Annotated in this window: 15 protein-coding genes; 10 read left to right on the top strand and 5 right to left on the bottom strand. The window is 39.7% G+C overall.

Annotation, left to right across the window (positions count from 1 at the left end; all coding sequences use genetic code 11):
- Nucleotides 1–58: 58 nt before the first annotated feature.
- The 4 genes from QT711_RS18300 to QT711_RS18285 all read left to right on the top strand — a co-directional run bounded on the left by QT711_RS18300 (nt 59) and on the right by QT711_RS18285 (nt 3052).
- Nucleotides 59–310, top strand: coding sequence for a hypothetical protein (locus QT711_RS18300; RefSeq protein ID WP_317946649.1), 252 nt, complete (start codon nt 59–61; stop codon nt 308–310).
- A gap of 97 nt (nt 311–407) precedes the next feature.
- The gene (locus QT711_RS18295; RefSeq protein WP_317946648.1) at nt 408–1034 is read left to right on the top strand and encodes a hypothetical protein; all 627 of its coding nucleotides are present in this window, start codon (nt 408–410) and stop codon (nt 1032–1034) included.
- Nucleotides 1035–1094: 60 nt separating this feature from the next.
- Entirely contained in the window at nt 1095–1349 is a 255-nt protein-coding gene (locus QT711_RS18290; RefSeq protein WP_317946647.1) for an RNA-binding protein, read from the top strand.
- A gap of 509 nt (nt 1350–1858) precedes the next feature.
- Nucleotides 1859–3052: an MFS transporter gene (locus tag QT711_RS18285; RefSeq protein ID WP_317946645.1), complete on the top strand. Its 1194-nt coding sequence runs from the start codon at nt 1859–1861 to the stop codon at nt 3050–3052.
- Between the two features lie 271 nt (nt 3053–3323).
- Here QT711_RS18285 and QT711_RS18280 read toward each other — a convergent pair whose 3' ends face one another.
- From QT711_RS18280 to QT711_RS18270, 3 genes are read right to left on the bottom strand one after another with little or no spacing between them, the layout of a single operon-like run.
- Nucleotides 3324–4097: an SDR family NAD(P)-dependent oxidoreductase gene (locus QT711_RS18280; protein ID WP_317946643.1), complete on the bottom strand. Its 774-nt coding sequence runs from the start codon at nt 4095–4097 to the stop codon at nt 3324–3326.
- A gap of 46 nt (nt 4098–4143) precedes the next feature.
- Nucleotides 4144–5325 carry an NAD(P)/FAD-dependent oxidoreductase gene (locus QT711_RS18275; protein ID WP_317946641.1) on the bottom strand — a complete coding sequence of 394 codons (1182 nt, stop codon included), beginning with the start codon at nt 5323–5325 and terminating at the stop codon, nt 4144–4146.
- Between the two features lie 38 nt (nt 5326–5363).
- Entirely contained in the window at nt 5364–5807 is a 444-nt protein-coding gene (locus QT711_RS18270; RefSeq protein WP_317946639.1) for a DUF1641 domain-containing protein, read from the bottom strand.
- A 469-nt stretch (nt 5808–6276) separates the two neighbouring features.
- On the opposite strand from QT711_RS18270, the gene QT711_RS18265 reads away from it, so the two are divergent.
- Both QT711_RS18265 and QT711_RS18260 read left to right on the top strand, forming a co-directional pair.
- Entirely contained in the window at nt 6277–7425 is a 1149-nt protein-coding gene (locus QT711_RS18265; RefSeq protein ID WP_317946637.1) for a YhgE/Pip domain-containing protein, read from the top strand.
- Between the two features lie 66 nt (nt 7426–7491).
- A complete protein-coding gene (locus QT711_RS18260; protein WP_317946635.1) occupies nt 7492–8031 on the top strand; it encodes a PadR family transcriptional regulator in 540 nt (179 codons plus the stop codon).
- 215 nt (nt 8032–8246) lie between these two features.
- Here QT711_RS18260 and QT711_RS18255 read toward each other — a convergent pair whose 3' ends face one another.
- Complete coding sequence (locus QT711_RS18255; RefSeq protein ID WP_317946633.1) at nt 8247–9116, bottom strand: polysaccharide deacetylase family protein; 870 nt, start codon at nt 9114–9116, stop codon at nt 8247–8249.
- Between the two features lie 422 nt (nt 9117–9538).
- Between QT711_RS18255 and QT711_RS18250 the strand changes: the two genes are divergently transcribed.
- The 3 genes from QT711_RS18250 (at nt 9539) to QT711_RS18240 (ending at nt 13633) form a co-directional block, all read left to right on the top strand.
- Nucleotides 9539–10756, top strand: coding sequence for an MFS transporter (locus QT711_RS18250; protein WP_317946631.1), 1218 nt, complete (start codon nt 9539–9541; stop codon nt 10754–10756).
- Nucleotides 10757–10795: 39 nt separating this feature from the next.
- Nucleotides 10796–12202: a M20 family metallopeptidase gene (locus QT711_RS18245; RefSeq protein ID WP_317946630.1), complete on the top strand. Its 1407-nt coding sequence runs from the start codon at nt 10796–10798 to the stop codon at nt 12200–12202.
- A gap of 135 nt (nt 12203–12337) precedes the next feature.
- Nucleotides 12338–13633, top strand: a complete 1296-nt coding sequence (locus QT711_RS18240) for a hypothetical protein (RefSeq protein ID WP_317946628.1) — start codon at nt 12338–12340, stop codon at nt 13631–13633.
- A 603-nt stretch (nt 13634–14236) separates the two neighbouring features.
- Here the strand turns inward: QT711_RS18240 and QT711_RS18235 are convergent.
- Nucleotides 14237–15103 carry a helix-turn-helix domain-containing protein gene (locus QT711_RS18235; RefSeq protein ID WP_317946626.1) on the bottom strand — a complete coding sequence of 289 codons (867 nt, stop codon included), beginning with the start codon at nt 15101–15103 and terminating at the stop codon, nt 14237–14239.
- 103 nt (nt 15104–15206) lie between these two features.
- Here QT711_RS18235 and QT711_RS18230 point away from each other — a divergent pair, with 103 nt between their 5' ends.
- Nucleotides 15207–15359, top strand: a complete 153-nt coding sequence (locus QT711_RS18230; RefSeq protein WP_317946624.1) for a hypothetical protein — start codon at nt 15207–15209, stop codon at nt 15357–15359.
- Nucleotides 15360–15886 lie beyond the last annotated feature (527 nt).

Raw genomic sequence — 15886 nt, 5'->3', positions numbered from 1 at the left:
ATTCAATTAATTTACTGTGTTTATTGACTCGTACTTTGATAGGAGGTTTGGTTTTAAAATGACTTGGCAAGAAGTAAGAGAATTATTTCCTGATCAATTTCTTTTGGTATCGATTTTAGACTACTATGAAGAAGATAATAAAAAAATTGTGACAGAAGTTGCTCCGATACGTACTGTAGCTAAAAAAGATGCAAACAAAGAATTTTTTAGGGCGAAAGAAGGAACGGTCGTTTATCATACATCGAATGAAGATTTTGTGATTCATCTTCGCAGAGATCCAATGATGAAAGTGAGACGAATTCTAAAATAAGTGTGAAATGTATTGAGTATTCTGCCGACCATAGATTGACAATGTTCGGAATATACTCTAGTGTGAAACATAGGGGAATGGGAAAGGTGTGTTTGTCTTGGCTAGACGGTTTACTGTCATATTTAAAGATGATATAACCATGCTAGTTTATGATGTGATTTATTTTGAACCGAAACAAATTGAGGAAATTAAAGCTATAGCAGCTGAATATGATAAAGATGCTTTACGAAAAGCTGAAAAGTATGGCATTCCCATTTCTTATCTAACTGATAATCAACGAAATATTGTTCTAGAAGAAAAGGAAAAAATGCTTAGGTCTCATAGTGCTGAAGAGCTTAAAAATAAAAACATTATTCAAATTGGAAGTCATTCCTTGGAACGAATTCTTGAACGTATCGGCTCAATTGAGGAAAATGTTATTATAGACTTAATCACGAGACTCAAGATGACCGATGCAATAACTCAGGCACAGTTTAAAGGGTTCCCATCGTTGTCTTATAGTTTAATTGAAAGTGGGAGCCCAGAGAAATATACATTTGCGATCAGTTTTGTAATAAGTAAAAGGAAGGTTCGTTTTATAAAAATGATTACAGTTCATCTGAATAGCGATAAACTAGAAAAAGTCCACTTTAGAGCTAGCGAAGTAAACCTAGATTATTATCGAAAGTTGGCGAACCTGAAAGAACAAATAATTGAACGAAACAAAAAGGACGACAGTGAATAGATAAAAGGTTCGGATTAAAATGTATCTATATAGGGAATATTAGAAGAGGAGGAAGGCACTTTGTACAAAACGTTGGTTAGGGAGGTTGCCGCCATGAAACCGGGAACCAAATCATTAACAAAAGATGTAAAATGGTGTATTGATGAAAAAGTCTATATAGTAAAAAATGTGCCTTATTCTATATTACCAGCTGAAGAGAATGAGTATTTCGAAATGGATGTTTCTATTCGTTTAACCATGATCCGTGATTTAATGTATATGAATGAAATACCGTCTGTGATTGATTATAATGTGGTTAGAGATTTTGAAGTTTAAGCTCACTAAATATAAAATAATTTGATGTACCCTAAACTTTCCACTTCTGCTCTTGATTGAGAAGTGGTTTTTAAAATTAAGAAAAGACCGAGGTTAACTTATAGCCATGCCAAGGACGTACTTCTGTTATTGTCAATCTGAAGTGATGCTACTGGTTGATTATATGAAATTCGTTGTTGGCGAACGGTCCCTGTGTGAGAAACATTCATGTTAATTCAACCAATATGTATGGTTATTCGGAAGAAATTAATAAGCCTTACCCTTACAACTTCATGTTTGTATGAACATGCAATTGTAGTGTATTAACTAAATTGAATTTCACAGGCACATATTTATGAAGAAAACATAAGAAGTATGAACTTTTCCACTCGGGGAGTTCGTGCTTCTTTTTTATTGCTCGGATGCCTATGTGGATTTTGTACTGACGATCCGTCTCGCCACAAAGCGACTTTCACTCTATAATGAAAGGAAGCCATTATTTTTTGTCCGCTCAGTAAAGGAGTTCATGCATGACTACTCAATTCTCAAAGAAACAAACCATCCTCTTGCTTCTCACCATTTTCGCAGTGGCCATCAATATGCGGCCCGCGATCACATCAATCGGCCCGATGCTCGATACGATTCGGGACGACCTCGCCCTCACTAACGCGCAAGTGAGTCTGCTTACCGCGCTGCCGGTCTTCTGCATGGGCTTGTTCGCGTCCCTTGCGCCGGTGCTGAACCGGAAAATCGGATTGACTTGGTCGATGTTGCTGATGCTGATCATTATTGGCGGCATGACGGTGCTGCGCGGGTTTTATTCCACCTTTGCAGCTTTGCTCGTGTCTGCGATCTTGATCGGCATCGGTATTGCGGTCATCGGGCCACTGTTGTCCGCGATGATCAAGCAGTTCTTTCCGGACCGGGCGACAAGCGTCATCGGCGTCTACACATTCGGCATGGGAGCCGGAGCGACGCTTGGCGCGGGGCTGACTGCGGTCTTTTTCAAATGGACTGGTTCGTACCCTTTCGCTCTCGGCATCTGGGCGTTGCTCGTACTGCTAGGGATCTTCTTCTGCGCGATTTCCTTGCGTGGAAATGTCCGCTTGAAGCAGAGAGAGACACCGGCCGCGAGCAGTGCAGCGAGAATCTCACCGTGGAAGCAGAAAAAAGCCTGGCTGTTCCTCGTGTTCTTTGGCTTGCAGGCATCGAGCTTCTTCTGCGTCATCACATGGGTCGTCCCGATTGCGACGGACAGCGGCATGTCACTCGTCGCAGCGAGCGGAGTATTGAGCCTGATGACGGGGATTCAGATCGTCTTGAACCTGATCTTCCCGATTGTCTACGAACGAATTCCAAAACGGAAGCTCTGGCTGCTGTTTTTCCTGACGATGGGCTTAATTTCGATTGGGTTGCTATCGACGGGCAATTGGACACTCATGTGGATCAGCGCCATTTTTATGAGCTTGCCTCTCGCAGGGCTCTTCCCAATTACATTGCTGTTCCCACTTGACGCGACGGAAACCGCCGAAGACACGAATGCTTGGACCGCCATGATGCAGACTGGCGGCTATATCATGGCTGGCTTCGTCCCGCTCATCATCGCACTTGTCTACGATGTCACTGGCAACCATGCCTATACACTCTGGATTTTCGCCGCATTGTTCATCTGCATGATCGTACTGACGTTCTTGGTGGGGGAGCGGGAGCAGCGAGTTGGTTGATAAAGAGGTAGATTATAAGAGCAAACATCCTACTGTTGTGAGATGTTTGCTTTTTTTATACGTGCAGAATCATCCATAAAAAATATGCCTGTGCTGGTTGAATTAACATGAATTTTTTGCATAGAATCCTGTCTTAGCTACGCAACGGAGGACTCGACTCCTTCAGACCGACAGTTAAAAATAACTGTAATACACAAAACCCTCGGAAACTCCAATTAGAAGTTCCCGAGGGTTCAAAATTTTACTATGTCGTTATAAAAACCTACGTACCTTATTGTTGCATTTTACCTGCAGTATAACCGCCATCCACTGCAAGTGTTACACCGCTAATTGATTTTGCGAGGTCTGAGCAGAGGAATACGACAGCATTTGCTTGATCTTCTGCTGTAGACATTCTTCCAGCTGGAAGTGATTTGAGTACGCCTTCGTATTGTTCTGGAGATGTTTTTGCCCAATATTCAATTGCAGGTGTAATCGTCGCACCAGGTGCAATTGAGTTAATCGTAATGCCTTTTTGACCATATTCCAATGCAACTGATTTCGTTAAACCAGCGATCGCATGTTTAGAAGCTGTATAAGGAGCCATGTTTGGTGAGCCTTCAATACCAGCACCTGACGCTGTATTGACAATTGCACCGCCACCATTTTTCACCATTGCATTGACTTGGTGCTTGAGGCAGTAGAACGTACCATACAGATTTACTTTTAGTGTAATATCCCAATCTTTAGAATCCATTTCGCCAATTGGTTTAAGACCTTTGTTGATACCCGCATTATTATGTGCGAAGTCCAGCTTGCCGAAAGTTTCAACTGTTTTATTTACAAGTGCGATTACTTGCTCCTCATCACTTACATCACATTTGAAGAAGGCTGCTTCGCCACCGTTGTCTTTGATGATTTGTACCGTTTCGAGTCCAGTTTCTTCGCTTACGTCAGAAATCATTACTTTTGCGCCTGCTTTTGCTAATGCAACCGCAGCTGCTCTACCGATTCCTGAACCCGCTGCTGTAACTAATCCTGCTTTACCTTCCATAATTCCTACCATTTAAAACACTCCTTTTTTTATAATACAATACGAAAAAATTATACCATTAATAAGCTAAACTAAATAACCCATTAATATGTGTTAAATAACGTACATTACTTGCCTCTTTCATTAAAGAAGCCGGTAATCCTTTGAGTCCAATCCCGTTAGCCCCAATTGAAGCCACGCCGTCTTTACGACCAAGGCTTGCCAATGTACCGGAGTTTGTTGGATCAAATGCTTCTAACGTTTTTCCTTGTAAATACGCATATAAGTTATAGCCTACAAGCTCACCCATTTGCCATGCATTTTGTGCAGTAGGAGCGTATGGACGACCACCTTCAGAAGGGAAGGCAACCGCACTGTCACCTACAACGAATACATCTGGATGTGAGCTTGATTGGAGAAACTCATTAACCGTTGCACGGCCACGATCTACTGCAAGTTCCGATTCACCAACCAATGGATGACCTGCTACTCCGCCCGTCCAGACAAACGTATTTGCCACAATGGTACGGCCATCTTTCAACGAGATTTCATTACCATTCACATTTGTTACAGGTAGTCCCATTAAGAATTCTACCCCACGTGCTTCTAGACTTGCAGTTGCGCGCTCGATTAAATGATCTGGTAAGACTGGCAATACTTTTGGACCGGCTTCAACAAGTTTGATTTTCAATTCTTTTGGATCGACACCAAAACTTTTTGCGATTTTTGGCATATGGTCAACAATTTCCCCGACTAATTCGATACCGGTTAAACCGCCACCACCGATTACAATCGTTGCATCGGCTTCATTTTTAGATTTTGCGTATGCACGAATTTTACCTACGATATGATTGTAGATTTTATTCGCATCATTGACTGATTTCAACACCATGCTATTTTCTTCAAGCCCTGGTATACCAAAGTACGCTGTTACACTACCTAATGCGACCACTAGTGCATCATACTTTACAGTTGAACCATCAGCAATCTTTACCTCTTTACTGTCGACGGAGAAAGATTCGACCTTAGCGATTTTCAAATCGATATCTTTACCTTTGAAGAGCTTTTCTAAAGGTATTGAAACGGCCTTTTCAGAGATTGTCCCACCAGCAAGTCGATGCAATTCAGTAATAATCTGATGTGTTGGATATTGATTGATAACAGTGATTGTAGCGTCATCACTTGATAAATAGTTGCGGACAGTTAGAGCAGTTAGAAGACCACCATATCCTGCGCCTAAAATTACAATGCGTTTTGACATTTTGTTATCCCCTTTTTTATCGTCTTGGAGTAGAAGAATTAGCTTCTTTTCTCACGTTCAGCTGCTACTTGCAAATATGAATTCACAAAACGGAAAAGCTTTTGTGCTTGCGGATCTTTCATCATTTTCAGAAGACCAAAAAGACCAATCACTTCGGTACTATCCTCGGCACGGTCTTTGGCTTCGATCATTGTAGCTGCAATATTTTTTACAGAGTCTTTTACCGGCTCGCCTATTTCTTTTATGAAACCAACTGTATCATTTTTTAATACATCATCGGTTGCAACAGATTGAGCAAAATCATAAGACTTATTCAAAATGGTGACAAGCTCGGTTAGTTTTGGTAATTGCTCTACTAAAGCAGTTAATGATTCTTGCACCTCAGGTTTTAGCAGTTGATCAAGAACATCTTGTTTTTCTTGATTGGAAGGTACATGTACGCTTTCTTCAGCACGATTTGTTGCATCATGTTGTGCGGTCATTTGCGATTCTCCTTTACTTTATTAGTTAAAATAAACTGATCCTTACATCAGCAATAAATCAAATTATTGTTGAAAGATAACATGGAAAAAAGCTTCAGCTGTGTTTTCCATTGAACAATATACGCCCATATTCAAGTAAGGTCAAACATATATTTAGATGTCTAATTATTTAGTATGAACAATATTGTTCGGAAATTTACACCTTCTAAATTCATAATTATTTTCATTTTCAAATGAATCATACGCCTCTTCAATTTCATAGCTGATAGAGGCTACTTTTATGGAGAAAAGGGAGTATGAACGCTATTTTTCATAAAATGGACAATAAGTAAAAGAAGTATAGGTCAAAGCAAGTATTTGAGATTGTAATTTGCATGTATATTTTATAGAATAACAAACATAGTTCAATTAGAGTACTTTAATTGAACTATAATTCCGTGAAAATTGAAATGGAGAAAGGAAATAGTACATGAAATTTAGAGAGTTCTTAAAAGGTAAAGGTGCGACCTCCGCAATATTTATGGGGGTTTTATATGCAGTTTGTATGTTAGGGATCTTTTTGCCAGGCTACACGGCAATTCCAGGCAATATCGATCAGCTACCAATTGCGATTATTAACGATGACGAAGGGGAGTTTGGGGGGCAAATTGCAGAGAGCCTAGAAGAACAACTTCCGTTCGAGAACATAAAAACAGACATTCCGAATAAAGCAGCTTTAGAAGACTTAGAAGATAACGAATTAGCGTTAGTCATTCATATTCCAAAAACGTTTTCAGCTGATTTGAAAAATAGTGATGTTGCATCAAGCATTGAGTTCACGCTCAATGAAGCTGGAGCAACAGTTGTAGCCTCTTCGATGAATCAAGTTGTGTCTCAAATTAATGCGCAATTAAGTGCGCAATTCTCACAGCAAACAGCAGAAGGCATCTTAATGAACGTTAATGTGCCTGAAGAGCAAGCAAAAGAACTAGCGAAGTCTATTGAAAACAGCTATGTAGGCGATATTGTTACCATTAATCACATTCCAGATGGTATGCACAATAATATGCTCCCGATGTTCTTAACGATGGCCTTATATGTAGGGGCAATGATTGCTGCGATGCAATTAGTAGGAGCGTTTAAAGCGAATCGCGGGAAGGCTACGAAAACACGTTTGTTCATCTACGTGCAAGTAACAGCAATCATCGTTGGACTAATTGCTGGAGTCGTCTCAACAATCATTGTGATGGAGATTAATGATTTAAGCGGGGATTTATTCCTGCAGATTTTGGGCCAACAAATCCTGAATTATTGGGTAAGCTTTAACTTCACAGCAACGGTCATCTTCTTGTTTGGAGAAGCAGGTATGGTTCTAAATATCCCAATCTTATTAGTTCAGACACTTGCAAATGGAGCAGTCATTCCACGTGCTATGATGTATGCACCTTATGAGTGGGCAAGCCATATTTCACCGATGTATTACTCGGTACAAGCTTATTTTGCAAATCTATTCGGTAGCACAAGTGTAAGCCCTTATGTGTTAGGGTTAGGCCTAGTTGGACTAGTCGCGATGGTAATAAACATTGTGATCGTGTGGAAATTACACAAACCACTGCCAATAGAATCTGCAAAAATTTAAAATCTGCTGAAGTAAATGAGTAGTTTTGATAGAATAAAACTACTATTTACCGAAGGAGCTGAAACAATGGCGATTCAAATTTTTATTCTGACGAAGCTTATTGAAGAAAATAATTACCCATATAAATTGAAAAAACAAATCGCAGAATTACAGCCTCTTGAGACGATCAATGGTTTAACTGAAAGCAAGTTGTATTACCATTTTGAATCATTAGCAAAGCAAGGCTTCATTGAGGTAAAAGAAATCATTAAAGAAGAGCATCGACCAGACAAACAAGTATTTGCAATTACTGAAAAAGGTCAGGAAGTCATACCGAAAAAGATTTATAAACTCTTTGAAAGTGCAGAAACAATTGGGGATATGGTGATTGGTTTAGCCAATTTGAAATATGTGGATCGTGATAAAGTCATCCGTATTTTAGAGAAAAAGGTAAACGGGATCAAAACGACTTGGGACAAGATGTCCAAATTTGAGGGACGACATTTTATTGAACCGGGGCAAGAAGTTCTAGCAGACTTTATTGGCGATTATGCGAACTATCGAATAAATTCCTCAATAGAGTATTTTGAGAGGTTAATTAAACATATTCGAAATGAGGAAATATAAATTTGCTAATAAACAACACCTAGAAAATACGTACGGAGTATTTGAAGAAAAAGCATACACAAACAGATGAATAATAGGGATGTAAACATAGGAAGACTACAATCTCCCTATGTTTTTTCTTATTCCAATGTCCTTTTGTTCAAATTTTACTAAATCGTAGAAGCTAGGCTGTTTTTTTGGATTGGGCATTTAAAAAGAAATAGAAGACGGACCTTCTATTTCTTATAGGGAATATTCAACAATTCAGGAACAGTGACAAACTCGTACCCTTGCTCTTGCAGTGCAGGAATTATTTGGCGAAGAGATTTGATGGTATTCGTTCGATCTCCACTCGGTTCTGAGCCATCGTGCATGAGAATGATTGAGCCTGGTTGAATGTTACCTACTACTCTCGAAGTGATTACTTCCGGTGGATCTTCTTGCCAATCCAACGAATCCACTGACCATCCAATTACGTAATTGTTTATTTCGCCAAGCTTTTCGACGAGTTCATTGTATAAGAAGCCATATGGTGGCCTAAATAATTCTGTCCGGTAACCAATAATGCCGTTCAGGGCATCTTCCGTTCTAGTCACTTCCCGCTCCAGAGTTTGGAGGTCGGATTCTATGACAAGGTTCGGATGGGAATACGTATGGTTTCCGATTACATGTCCATCGTTTTGCATTCGCTTCACAATGTCAGCATTAGCAACGGCTTTTGAACCTAACACGAAGAATGTTGCTGGTACATTGTACTGTTTCAAGACATCTAATACATCATTTGAAAAGCGTGGGTCAGGACCATCATCAAATGTTAAAGCAATCCGTTTTTGATCCGTAGGACCTTGCAAGAAAAAAATATCCGGATACCGCTGTTGTAGAATTCGTAAGTCAACAGGCTGCTGAATTTTTCGACCGGAATTTTCAATTCCTTCGTCAGGATCAGGCAAATCTTCTTTCGGGTCATCTTGTATGACTGCTGTCGACCTTTCCTGCGCTACATATACCAAGGGCTCGTCATTCGCATAAACAGTCCAGACTTCCGTTATATGCAAACTAAATAAAAACCCCGTCACCAACAACCACTTCAATATTCGAATTTGCATCCATTCATCTCCTTTTTATATTTCATAACAGAGACTATTTATTGTCACCATTGTTATGTTCAACTTAATTGGGTTATTTATTCAGAGAGAAATGAACTTGGCTCTAATTTGAAGCGGTAGTTAATAAACAAACAGCATCCTCGCATTCGCTTTTGTGCGCAAAAATTAGAATTCCATTCGCTTTCTAGAAATGTGGAATGAATAGTATCTATATAAATGGCAGACTGAAAACATTCGTTCACATAGGAGCTTCTTTTTTGGACTACTTATATAGAAGGAAGGAAGTGAATTTTTTGAATATGGAGTGAGAATAGAAAAGTATTGCATCGTTTTTAAATCTTATTTATAGTAAGTAATATAACGTATTTTTCGTTTAATATGCGTAAAATGAAACAGGAAGTTCTGAAAAAGGAGGTATCTCTATGGTTGCTGTGAAACAAAGAAACATGATTTTGTTATTACTTTTCATTGGATGGGCGATTGGGAATTTCGATCGTTATTTTATTAACTACGCAGTACTGTCCATAACAAAGGATTTACAATTAAATCCGACCAGTACGGGATTGATTCTTAGTAGTTTTTTTGCAGGGTACGCGCTTATGCAAATTCCCGGGGGCTGGTTGGCTGATAGATTGGGTTCAAGAAGGGTCCTGATCAGCTCCGTTCTAATGTGGTCGATCTTTACGGCTTTGACTGGGGCAGTGTGGTCATTGGGTTCGATGATCATCATCCGTTTCTTATTCGGAATTGGGGAAGGTGGATTCCAGCCGGCAAGCTCGAAATTGATTTCGCAAACGTTTCCAACGGATAAAAGAGCTTGGGCCATGTCGATCATGTTATCTTCAGGAGGGATTGTGTCGTTAATCGTACCGCTTCTTTCCGCCTATATGCTAACAACAATAGGTTGGCGTACATCGTTCTTGATCCTTGGTGGTATTGGATTTCTTATCACGATCCTCTTCTGGGTCTTCATCAAACTGCCTGCTGATCTCAAAGATGAGGAGAAGACACTGGCGGGGGATTCCCATCAAGGAATTTTCAAACAAATAATAAAAACGCCACTCATGTTGAATCTGTTTATTGCCTATTACAGCATTTATGCCATTAACTGGGGCTTGGCGACATGGTTGCCGACGTACCTCGTGAATGTGAGAGGACTTGACTTGATTTCACTTGGATGGATGCAAACAATTCCAGGTTTAGCAATGATTTTCGCAATGTATTTAGCAGGATATGTCATCGATAAACTTCCGCTTGGCAAGGAAAAAGTGGTTGGCGCAATGTCTTGTATTGTTGTCGGTGTCCTCTTATATCTCATGTACAATGCGCCAAGTGTAACAACTTTCGTTGCATACCAGACGATTGTTATTATCTTTATTTCCTTTGTCATGCTTCTGTTGCCAGCAATTATTTTGAAAAGGCTTCCATCCTCTGTGACTGGGACAAGCATAGGTGTTGCGAATACAGGAGGTCAGTTAGCCGGTTTTATTACCCCGCTTGCCATCGGGTTTATTGTGCAGACATTTAACGGTTCGTATAATGCGGCTTTTGGAATGCTGATCATTTTGGCCATAATCTGTACGATTTCACTTTTGACGTTGAATCTCCAGAAGGGCGAGCTACTTCAAGCTGACGCATAAACGCTAACGGCAATTAATGTAGATAAGGAGAGATAAATGATGAAATCAATGAAAACGATTTCAAACTTGATTGAACAAAAAAAGGATAAATTCATTGCGTTAAGCGATAAAATATGGGAAGTACCAGAGTTGTATTTCGAAGAACATCAATCATCCGCTTACTTAATTGAAGGATTAGAAGAAGAAGGGTTTCATGTCGAACGGGGAGTCGCTGGTCTTAACACCTCTTTTGTCGGAAGTTTTGGGACAGGGAAGCCGGTCGTCGCGGTTTTAGGTGAATTTGACGCATTGCCAGGTCTTAGTCAGAAAAAAGGACTTTCCTGTCATGATCCGGTCGTTGAAAACGGAAATGGTCATGGCTGCGGCCATAATCTTCTTGGGACAGGCGCATTTGCAGCTGCTGTCGCCGTTAAAGAGTATATGGAACAGAACGGTTTGCAAGGGACGGTTCGTTATTATGGTTGCCCTGCAGAGGAAAATGGATCCGGTAAGGCCTTCATGACGCGGGCTGGGCTGTTTGACGATGTAGATGTCGCGTTCTCATGGCACCCTTGGGATGTACCAGGACTCATGAATGTGAAAACACTTGCTAATTACTCTGCGCGCTTCAAGTTCAAAGGGAAGAGCGCCCACGCAGCAGCAACGCCTCATTTAGGTAGAAGTGCACTCGATGCAGTGGAGTTAATGAATGTCGGTGTCAATTATTTACGGGAGCATATGGTGCCGGACGCACGAATCCATTATGCAGTGACGGATACAGGTGGCACTTCGCCGAACGTGGTTCAGGCGAATGCCGAAGTCGTCTATTTGATTCGTGCATCAGAAAAGGATGAAGTGGAATCGTTATACGAAAGGGTTCATGACATTGCACGCGGAGCTGCTTTGATGACAGGGACGACATTTGATGTTGAATTTGTAGGAACCGCATCGAATCTAATCCCTAATTCTATCCTTGCAGATGTAATGTATGAACACCTCGTGAATGTCGGGGTTCCTTCCTATGATGAAACGGATATGGAATTTGCGAAGGAGATCCGGAATACATTGTCAGAGGAAGATCTAAACAGTGCGTATGCAGGACGGGACTGGGAAACAGTGAAAAAGCTGAAGGAAAAGGTTATTACCGATCTGATTCCGCCCCATACTTCTACGGAAGCCATTTTATCAGGCTCAACGGATGTAGGAGATGTCAGCTGGGTCGTGCCAACGATGCAATGTCTCACAACTTGTTTTGCTCTTGGCACGCCGCTACATACATGGCAGGTCGTCTCGCAAGGAGCAACGCCGATTGCACATAAAGGAATGCTGCAGGCGGCGAAAGTTATCGCGTCCACGGCGCTGCAAGTCATGGAAAACCCGACGATCATTGAACAGGCGAAAGCCGAGTTGGTGGACCGCTTGGACGGCAAGTCTTATTATTCTTTAATTCCTGATTCAGTAAAATAATATAAAAAAAGTATCGTGAGGACACACTCCCGATACTTTTTTTATATTATTTCGTGCGAAGTTGCAAAAGAATTTCCTCCATTTTAAGCTTACTGGTAAAATTGGATTATCGGAGTTAAGAAAGTAGGTAATGTCATGTACAGAGTAGCGGTTGTTGGTCCAAATCAATCGGTCGACAGGATTCTTACGTTGGCAAGAGAGATTGAAAAAGAATTAGAGTTCGTTCCGTATATTTATTCAAAAACGAACGAAGTAAAAGACTTCATACTGAATCCAGACATACCGGTGGACTTTTGGCTGTTTTCAGGCTATATCCCTTATCAAATTGCAGTCAATTCGACGGGGACGAACGAAAATTTTGTGTTTATCGATTCAAGTGAATTGAGTATTTATAAGGGAATCTTGAAACTTTCCAATGAGATTGGTAAAATTCCGCAACGGATTAGCGTAGATATGGTTTCATCGTTTCATTTTGATGAAGAATTTACCCAGTTGGAAAAGGACCTGGGGAAGGTATTTATTAAGAAATTCGATGTCGAGATTGAGGCGGAGCAATTGTTAGATTTTCATTACGGGTTATGGAAGCGGAATGAAATAGAAGTGGCGTTAACATGCTATCCGACTGTCTATGAAAGTTTGCGGGAAGCAGGTGTACCGGCATATTGGCTATCACCTTCACGCAATGAGATCTACCAGACTATCCGGATGTTCTTTGAAAAGATTAAAACATCATACTACAAAGACACACAAATCAGTGTCAAAATGATTGAAATCGTGAAGTATGGTGTAATAAAGGAAAAAATGAAGGAATCCTATCAACTGGAATACTTGGAGTTGCATTTAAAGAAAACACTTATACAGCTGTGTGAAACATTAGATGGTTTGCTTATTGAACAAGGAAATGGGCGGTATGTGATCTTTAGTACAAGAGGAGCAGTGGAGCGGAAAATCGGGACATTGAAGGAAAAAGTGGATCATCTATCACTTGAAGCGGACTCGACTGTTGCTGTCGGAATTGGCTTTGGTCAAACCGTCTTTACGGCCGAGGTAAATGCAAACCGTGCCGTTCGGGAGTCGAAGGAAAAAGGGAAGCAGGAAATTATCATTATTCAAGAAGATGGCACGATGATTGATGCAGCGGGGAAGGATGAACAGCTTGTCTATTCTTACCGTACGGACGATAATGAATTCGTGAAGAAACTACAAGAAGGAAAAATCAGCGTTAAGACATTTAAACGAATTGAATCGCTTATTCGGAAAATGGATTGGGCCCATTTCACAACGAAGGATCTGGCGATCCACTTGAACATGAGTGAGCGGAATGCCCAGCGGATCGTTTCCGATTTATGCAAAGTGGATTTAGCTGTATGCGTTGGGGAAGAATCACATTATTCGCGGGGAAGACCGGTGAAAGTGTACCAGTTGACATAATAAACGGCACAACATCCTAACATTTTGCGTAGAAATTGGTCATTTTTTTCACACTTAAAACAGGTGCCTGTGTAAGGCTGAATTCAGTTAATTCACTACAATTTCATATACATAAAATCTGGATGTTGTAGGTATCACGTTTCTTATGATTGCTTGTATAACCATTCAAATTGCTTGAATTAACGTGATTGTTTCTGGCACAGGCACCGTCAAAATTCAAAAAAAATCATTCCATCAAAATTGCCGAGGCTGCGTATTTTACAGTATGAGAGTTAAAACAGGTGCCTGTGTAAGGTTGAATTCAGTTAATTCACTACAATTGCATATACATAAAATCTGGACGTTGTAGGTATCACGTTTCTTATGATTGCTTGTATAAGCATTCAAATTGCTTGAATTAACGTGAATGTTTCTGGCACAGGCACCGTCAAAAATAGTTGAACATATGATTTGTTCTAAGTGGCTTTTGCTGATTGCAGTAGAAAGCGGCGTATTCAGCAGGCCAAGTATGAGCTGAGAGCCCCTCCTTCAACATGATATCAATTCTAATGAGAGGTGCTGTGCGCTGGAAAAGAAATAGCGTTGTTTAATCGAGGCTAAGCTTCAAATAGTATGCTCAACTATTTTTGCAAGATCATTCTTCGTTCTTAATAGATTTTTCCTTTCTTTTGTTAATGTGAATAACAGAATGGCATTTTGAAAATCATCGACGGCCTCGTTTATGAGGCCGCATTTTTTTGAGAGTAACCCCTTCATGTGATAAGTTTCCCCTAACGAATACATTAACTGGTGGGTTTCTAAATAGTAAAGAACTTCATTTATAACGACTAAGGCTTCAGAGTAATTATCTATATTATATAAAGAGTGTGCATAGTTATATCCCACACGGGGGAGTATGGTTAAATCTTCAACCACTTTATAGTTTTTGATTTTGTTGTAAATCACTCTAAAAATTTTATATGCAACATCATTGTTGTTTAGAGACAAATGTATCAAGCCAATTGAATTAAGTATGCTTATATCTAATTCTGAACCACAGTTATTTAGATTCACTAAACTATTTAATATAGGCAATGCATCTATCGCTCTATTCTCTTTTTTCTCTATCATAATTGCTCTATGCCATTGTATAAACCTTCCAAACTCGTTCTTGGCATAGATTGAACTAAGTTGATTTAACACTTTATTACATTCATCTAGGGTTATTTCCAATAATAAATAATCTTCAGAGTAGACGGATTCCCTACAGAGCTTTTTTAATTTTTCTACCTCTTCATCGAAATGAAATAAAGCCTTAAATGGAATTTCTAATTTCAAACAAATGTCGTTTAAAATTTCTAGCCTAGGTATATGTTTACCTTGTTCTAGCTTGTAGAGGGTGGACTCGTCACACAGGTTACTTGCAAGTTCTTTAATAGTATATCCCTTTGATTTTCTAAAATTAGAGATCTTATTTCCCAAGTCGTTCATGTTTGCCTACCTTTCGGATGTCACAATTTAGCGAATGTCCCTATATATTTTAACAATAGCTTACTGTATATTGAAGCAGAAGTCATACATCAAGGAGGAAATCATGAAGAGAAACAAAAAAATAGCTATTGCGTTATTACTAACCACTGGTATTTTCATTAATATTTTAAGTAGTACGAGTAGCAATGTTACCCATTCTGCAAATTATCTTGTCGAAATTTTTGCAAATGATGATCCAATCGGTGGAAAGCATTGAAAAATAGCTGGGTCTATAAATAAACGGAATAAAAAAATACAATTTCGACTTCAGTTTTCGCACATCTAAAGTTAATTCCTGGGATTTGTTGAATGTGTTTACGGAAAATAATTTCCGAAAAACTGAGCTTACTATTTCTGTTAGATCAGTCCTCTAATATTGATTAAAAAACGCGAGATTTATCGGTATTGCTGAATCCAGCTCAGTTGGATCATTAATATTGATGCCAGTTCTAATAAACAGTACACCTAAATGTCTGTGAATTAAAAGCTATTTCATGCATTAATCTTTTACGCTTCATTGCCTAAGAGGCACGATTAGAGAGAAAAGTAAGCTGAAATAAAGAAGGAGCAGTACTAAAACAGAGACTCCTCCATCCCTAGCCCAAACCATATGAAATTAGGCTGTATTTGGCAAGTAGGAAATGCATAGTTTGGCAGTTAAAAATGTAGCTACTTGCCAACATCCATTTTATCGATTTAGTAAAGATTCTTTATGACGAAAACTCTCTCGATTAAATACTATTA

The sequence above is a fragment of the Sporosarcina saromensis genome (assembly GCF_033253735.1).
In the GTDB taxonomy this organism is placed as follows: Bacteria; Bacillota; Bacilli; order Bacillales_A; family Planococcaceae; genus Sporosarcina; species Sporosarcina saromensis.
This window is presented reverse-complemented; position numbering and strand designations above follow the sequence as displayed.

Coding starts and splice junctions, on each gene's coding strand:
- QT711_RS18235 (WP_317946626.1), bottom strand. CDS start 15,103: ATGAACGACTTGGGAAATAAGATCTCTAATTTTAGAAAATCAAAGGGA.
- QT711_RS18250 (WP_317946631.1), top strand. CDS start 9,539: ATGGTTGCTGTGAAACAAAGAAACATGATTTTGTTATTACTTTTCATT.
- QT711_RS18255 (WP_317946633.1), bottom strand. CDS start 9,116: ATGCAAATTCGAATATTGAAGTGGTTGTTGGTGACGGGGTTTTTATTT.
- QT711_RS18275 (WP_317946641.1), bottom strand. CDS start 5,325: ATGTCAAAACGCATTGTAATTTTAGGCGCAGGATATGGTGGTCTTCTA.
- QT711_RS18260 (WP_317946635.1), top strand. CDS start 7,492: ATGGCGATTCAAATTTTTATTCTGACGAAGCTTATTGAAGAAAATAAT.
- QT711_RS18280 (WP_317946643.1), bottom strand. CDS start 4,097: ATGGTAGGAATTATGGAAGGTAAAGCAGGATTAGTTACAGCAGCGGGT.
- QT711_RS18230 (WP_317946624.1), top strand. CDS start 15,207: ATGAAGAGAAACAAAAAAATAGCTATTGCGTTATTACTAACCACTGGT.
- QT711_RS18285 (WP_317946645.1), top strand. CDS start 1,859: ATGACTACTCAATTCTCAAAGAAACAAACCATCCTCTTGCTTCTCACC.
- QT711_RS18270 (WP_317946639.1), bottom strand. CDS start 5,807: ATGACCGCACAACATGATGCAACAAATCGTGCTGAAGAAAGCGTACAT.
- QT711_RS18265 (WP_317946637.1), top strand. CDS start 6,277: ATGAAATTTAGAGAGTTCTTAAAAGGTAAAGGTGCGACCTCCGCAATA.
- QT711_RS18245 (WP_317946630.1), top strand. CDS start 10,796: ATGAAATCAATGAAAACGATTTCAAACTTGATTGAACAAAAAAAGGAT.
- QT711_RS18240 (WP_317946628.1), top strand. CDS start 12,338: ATGTACAGAGTAGCGGTTGTTGGTCCAAATCAATCGGTCGACAGGATT.
- QT711_RS18300 (WP_317946649.1), top strand. CDS start 59: ATGACTTGGCAAGAAGTAAGAGAATTATTTCCTGATCAATTTCTTTTG.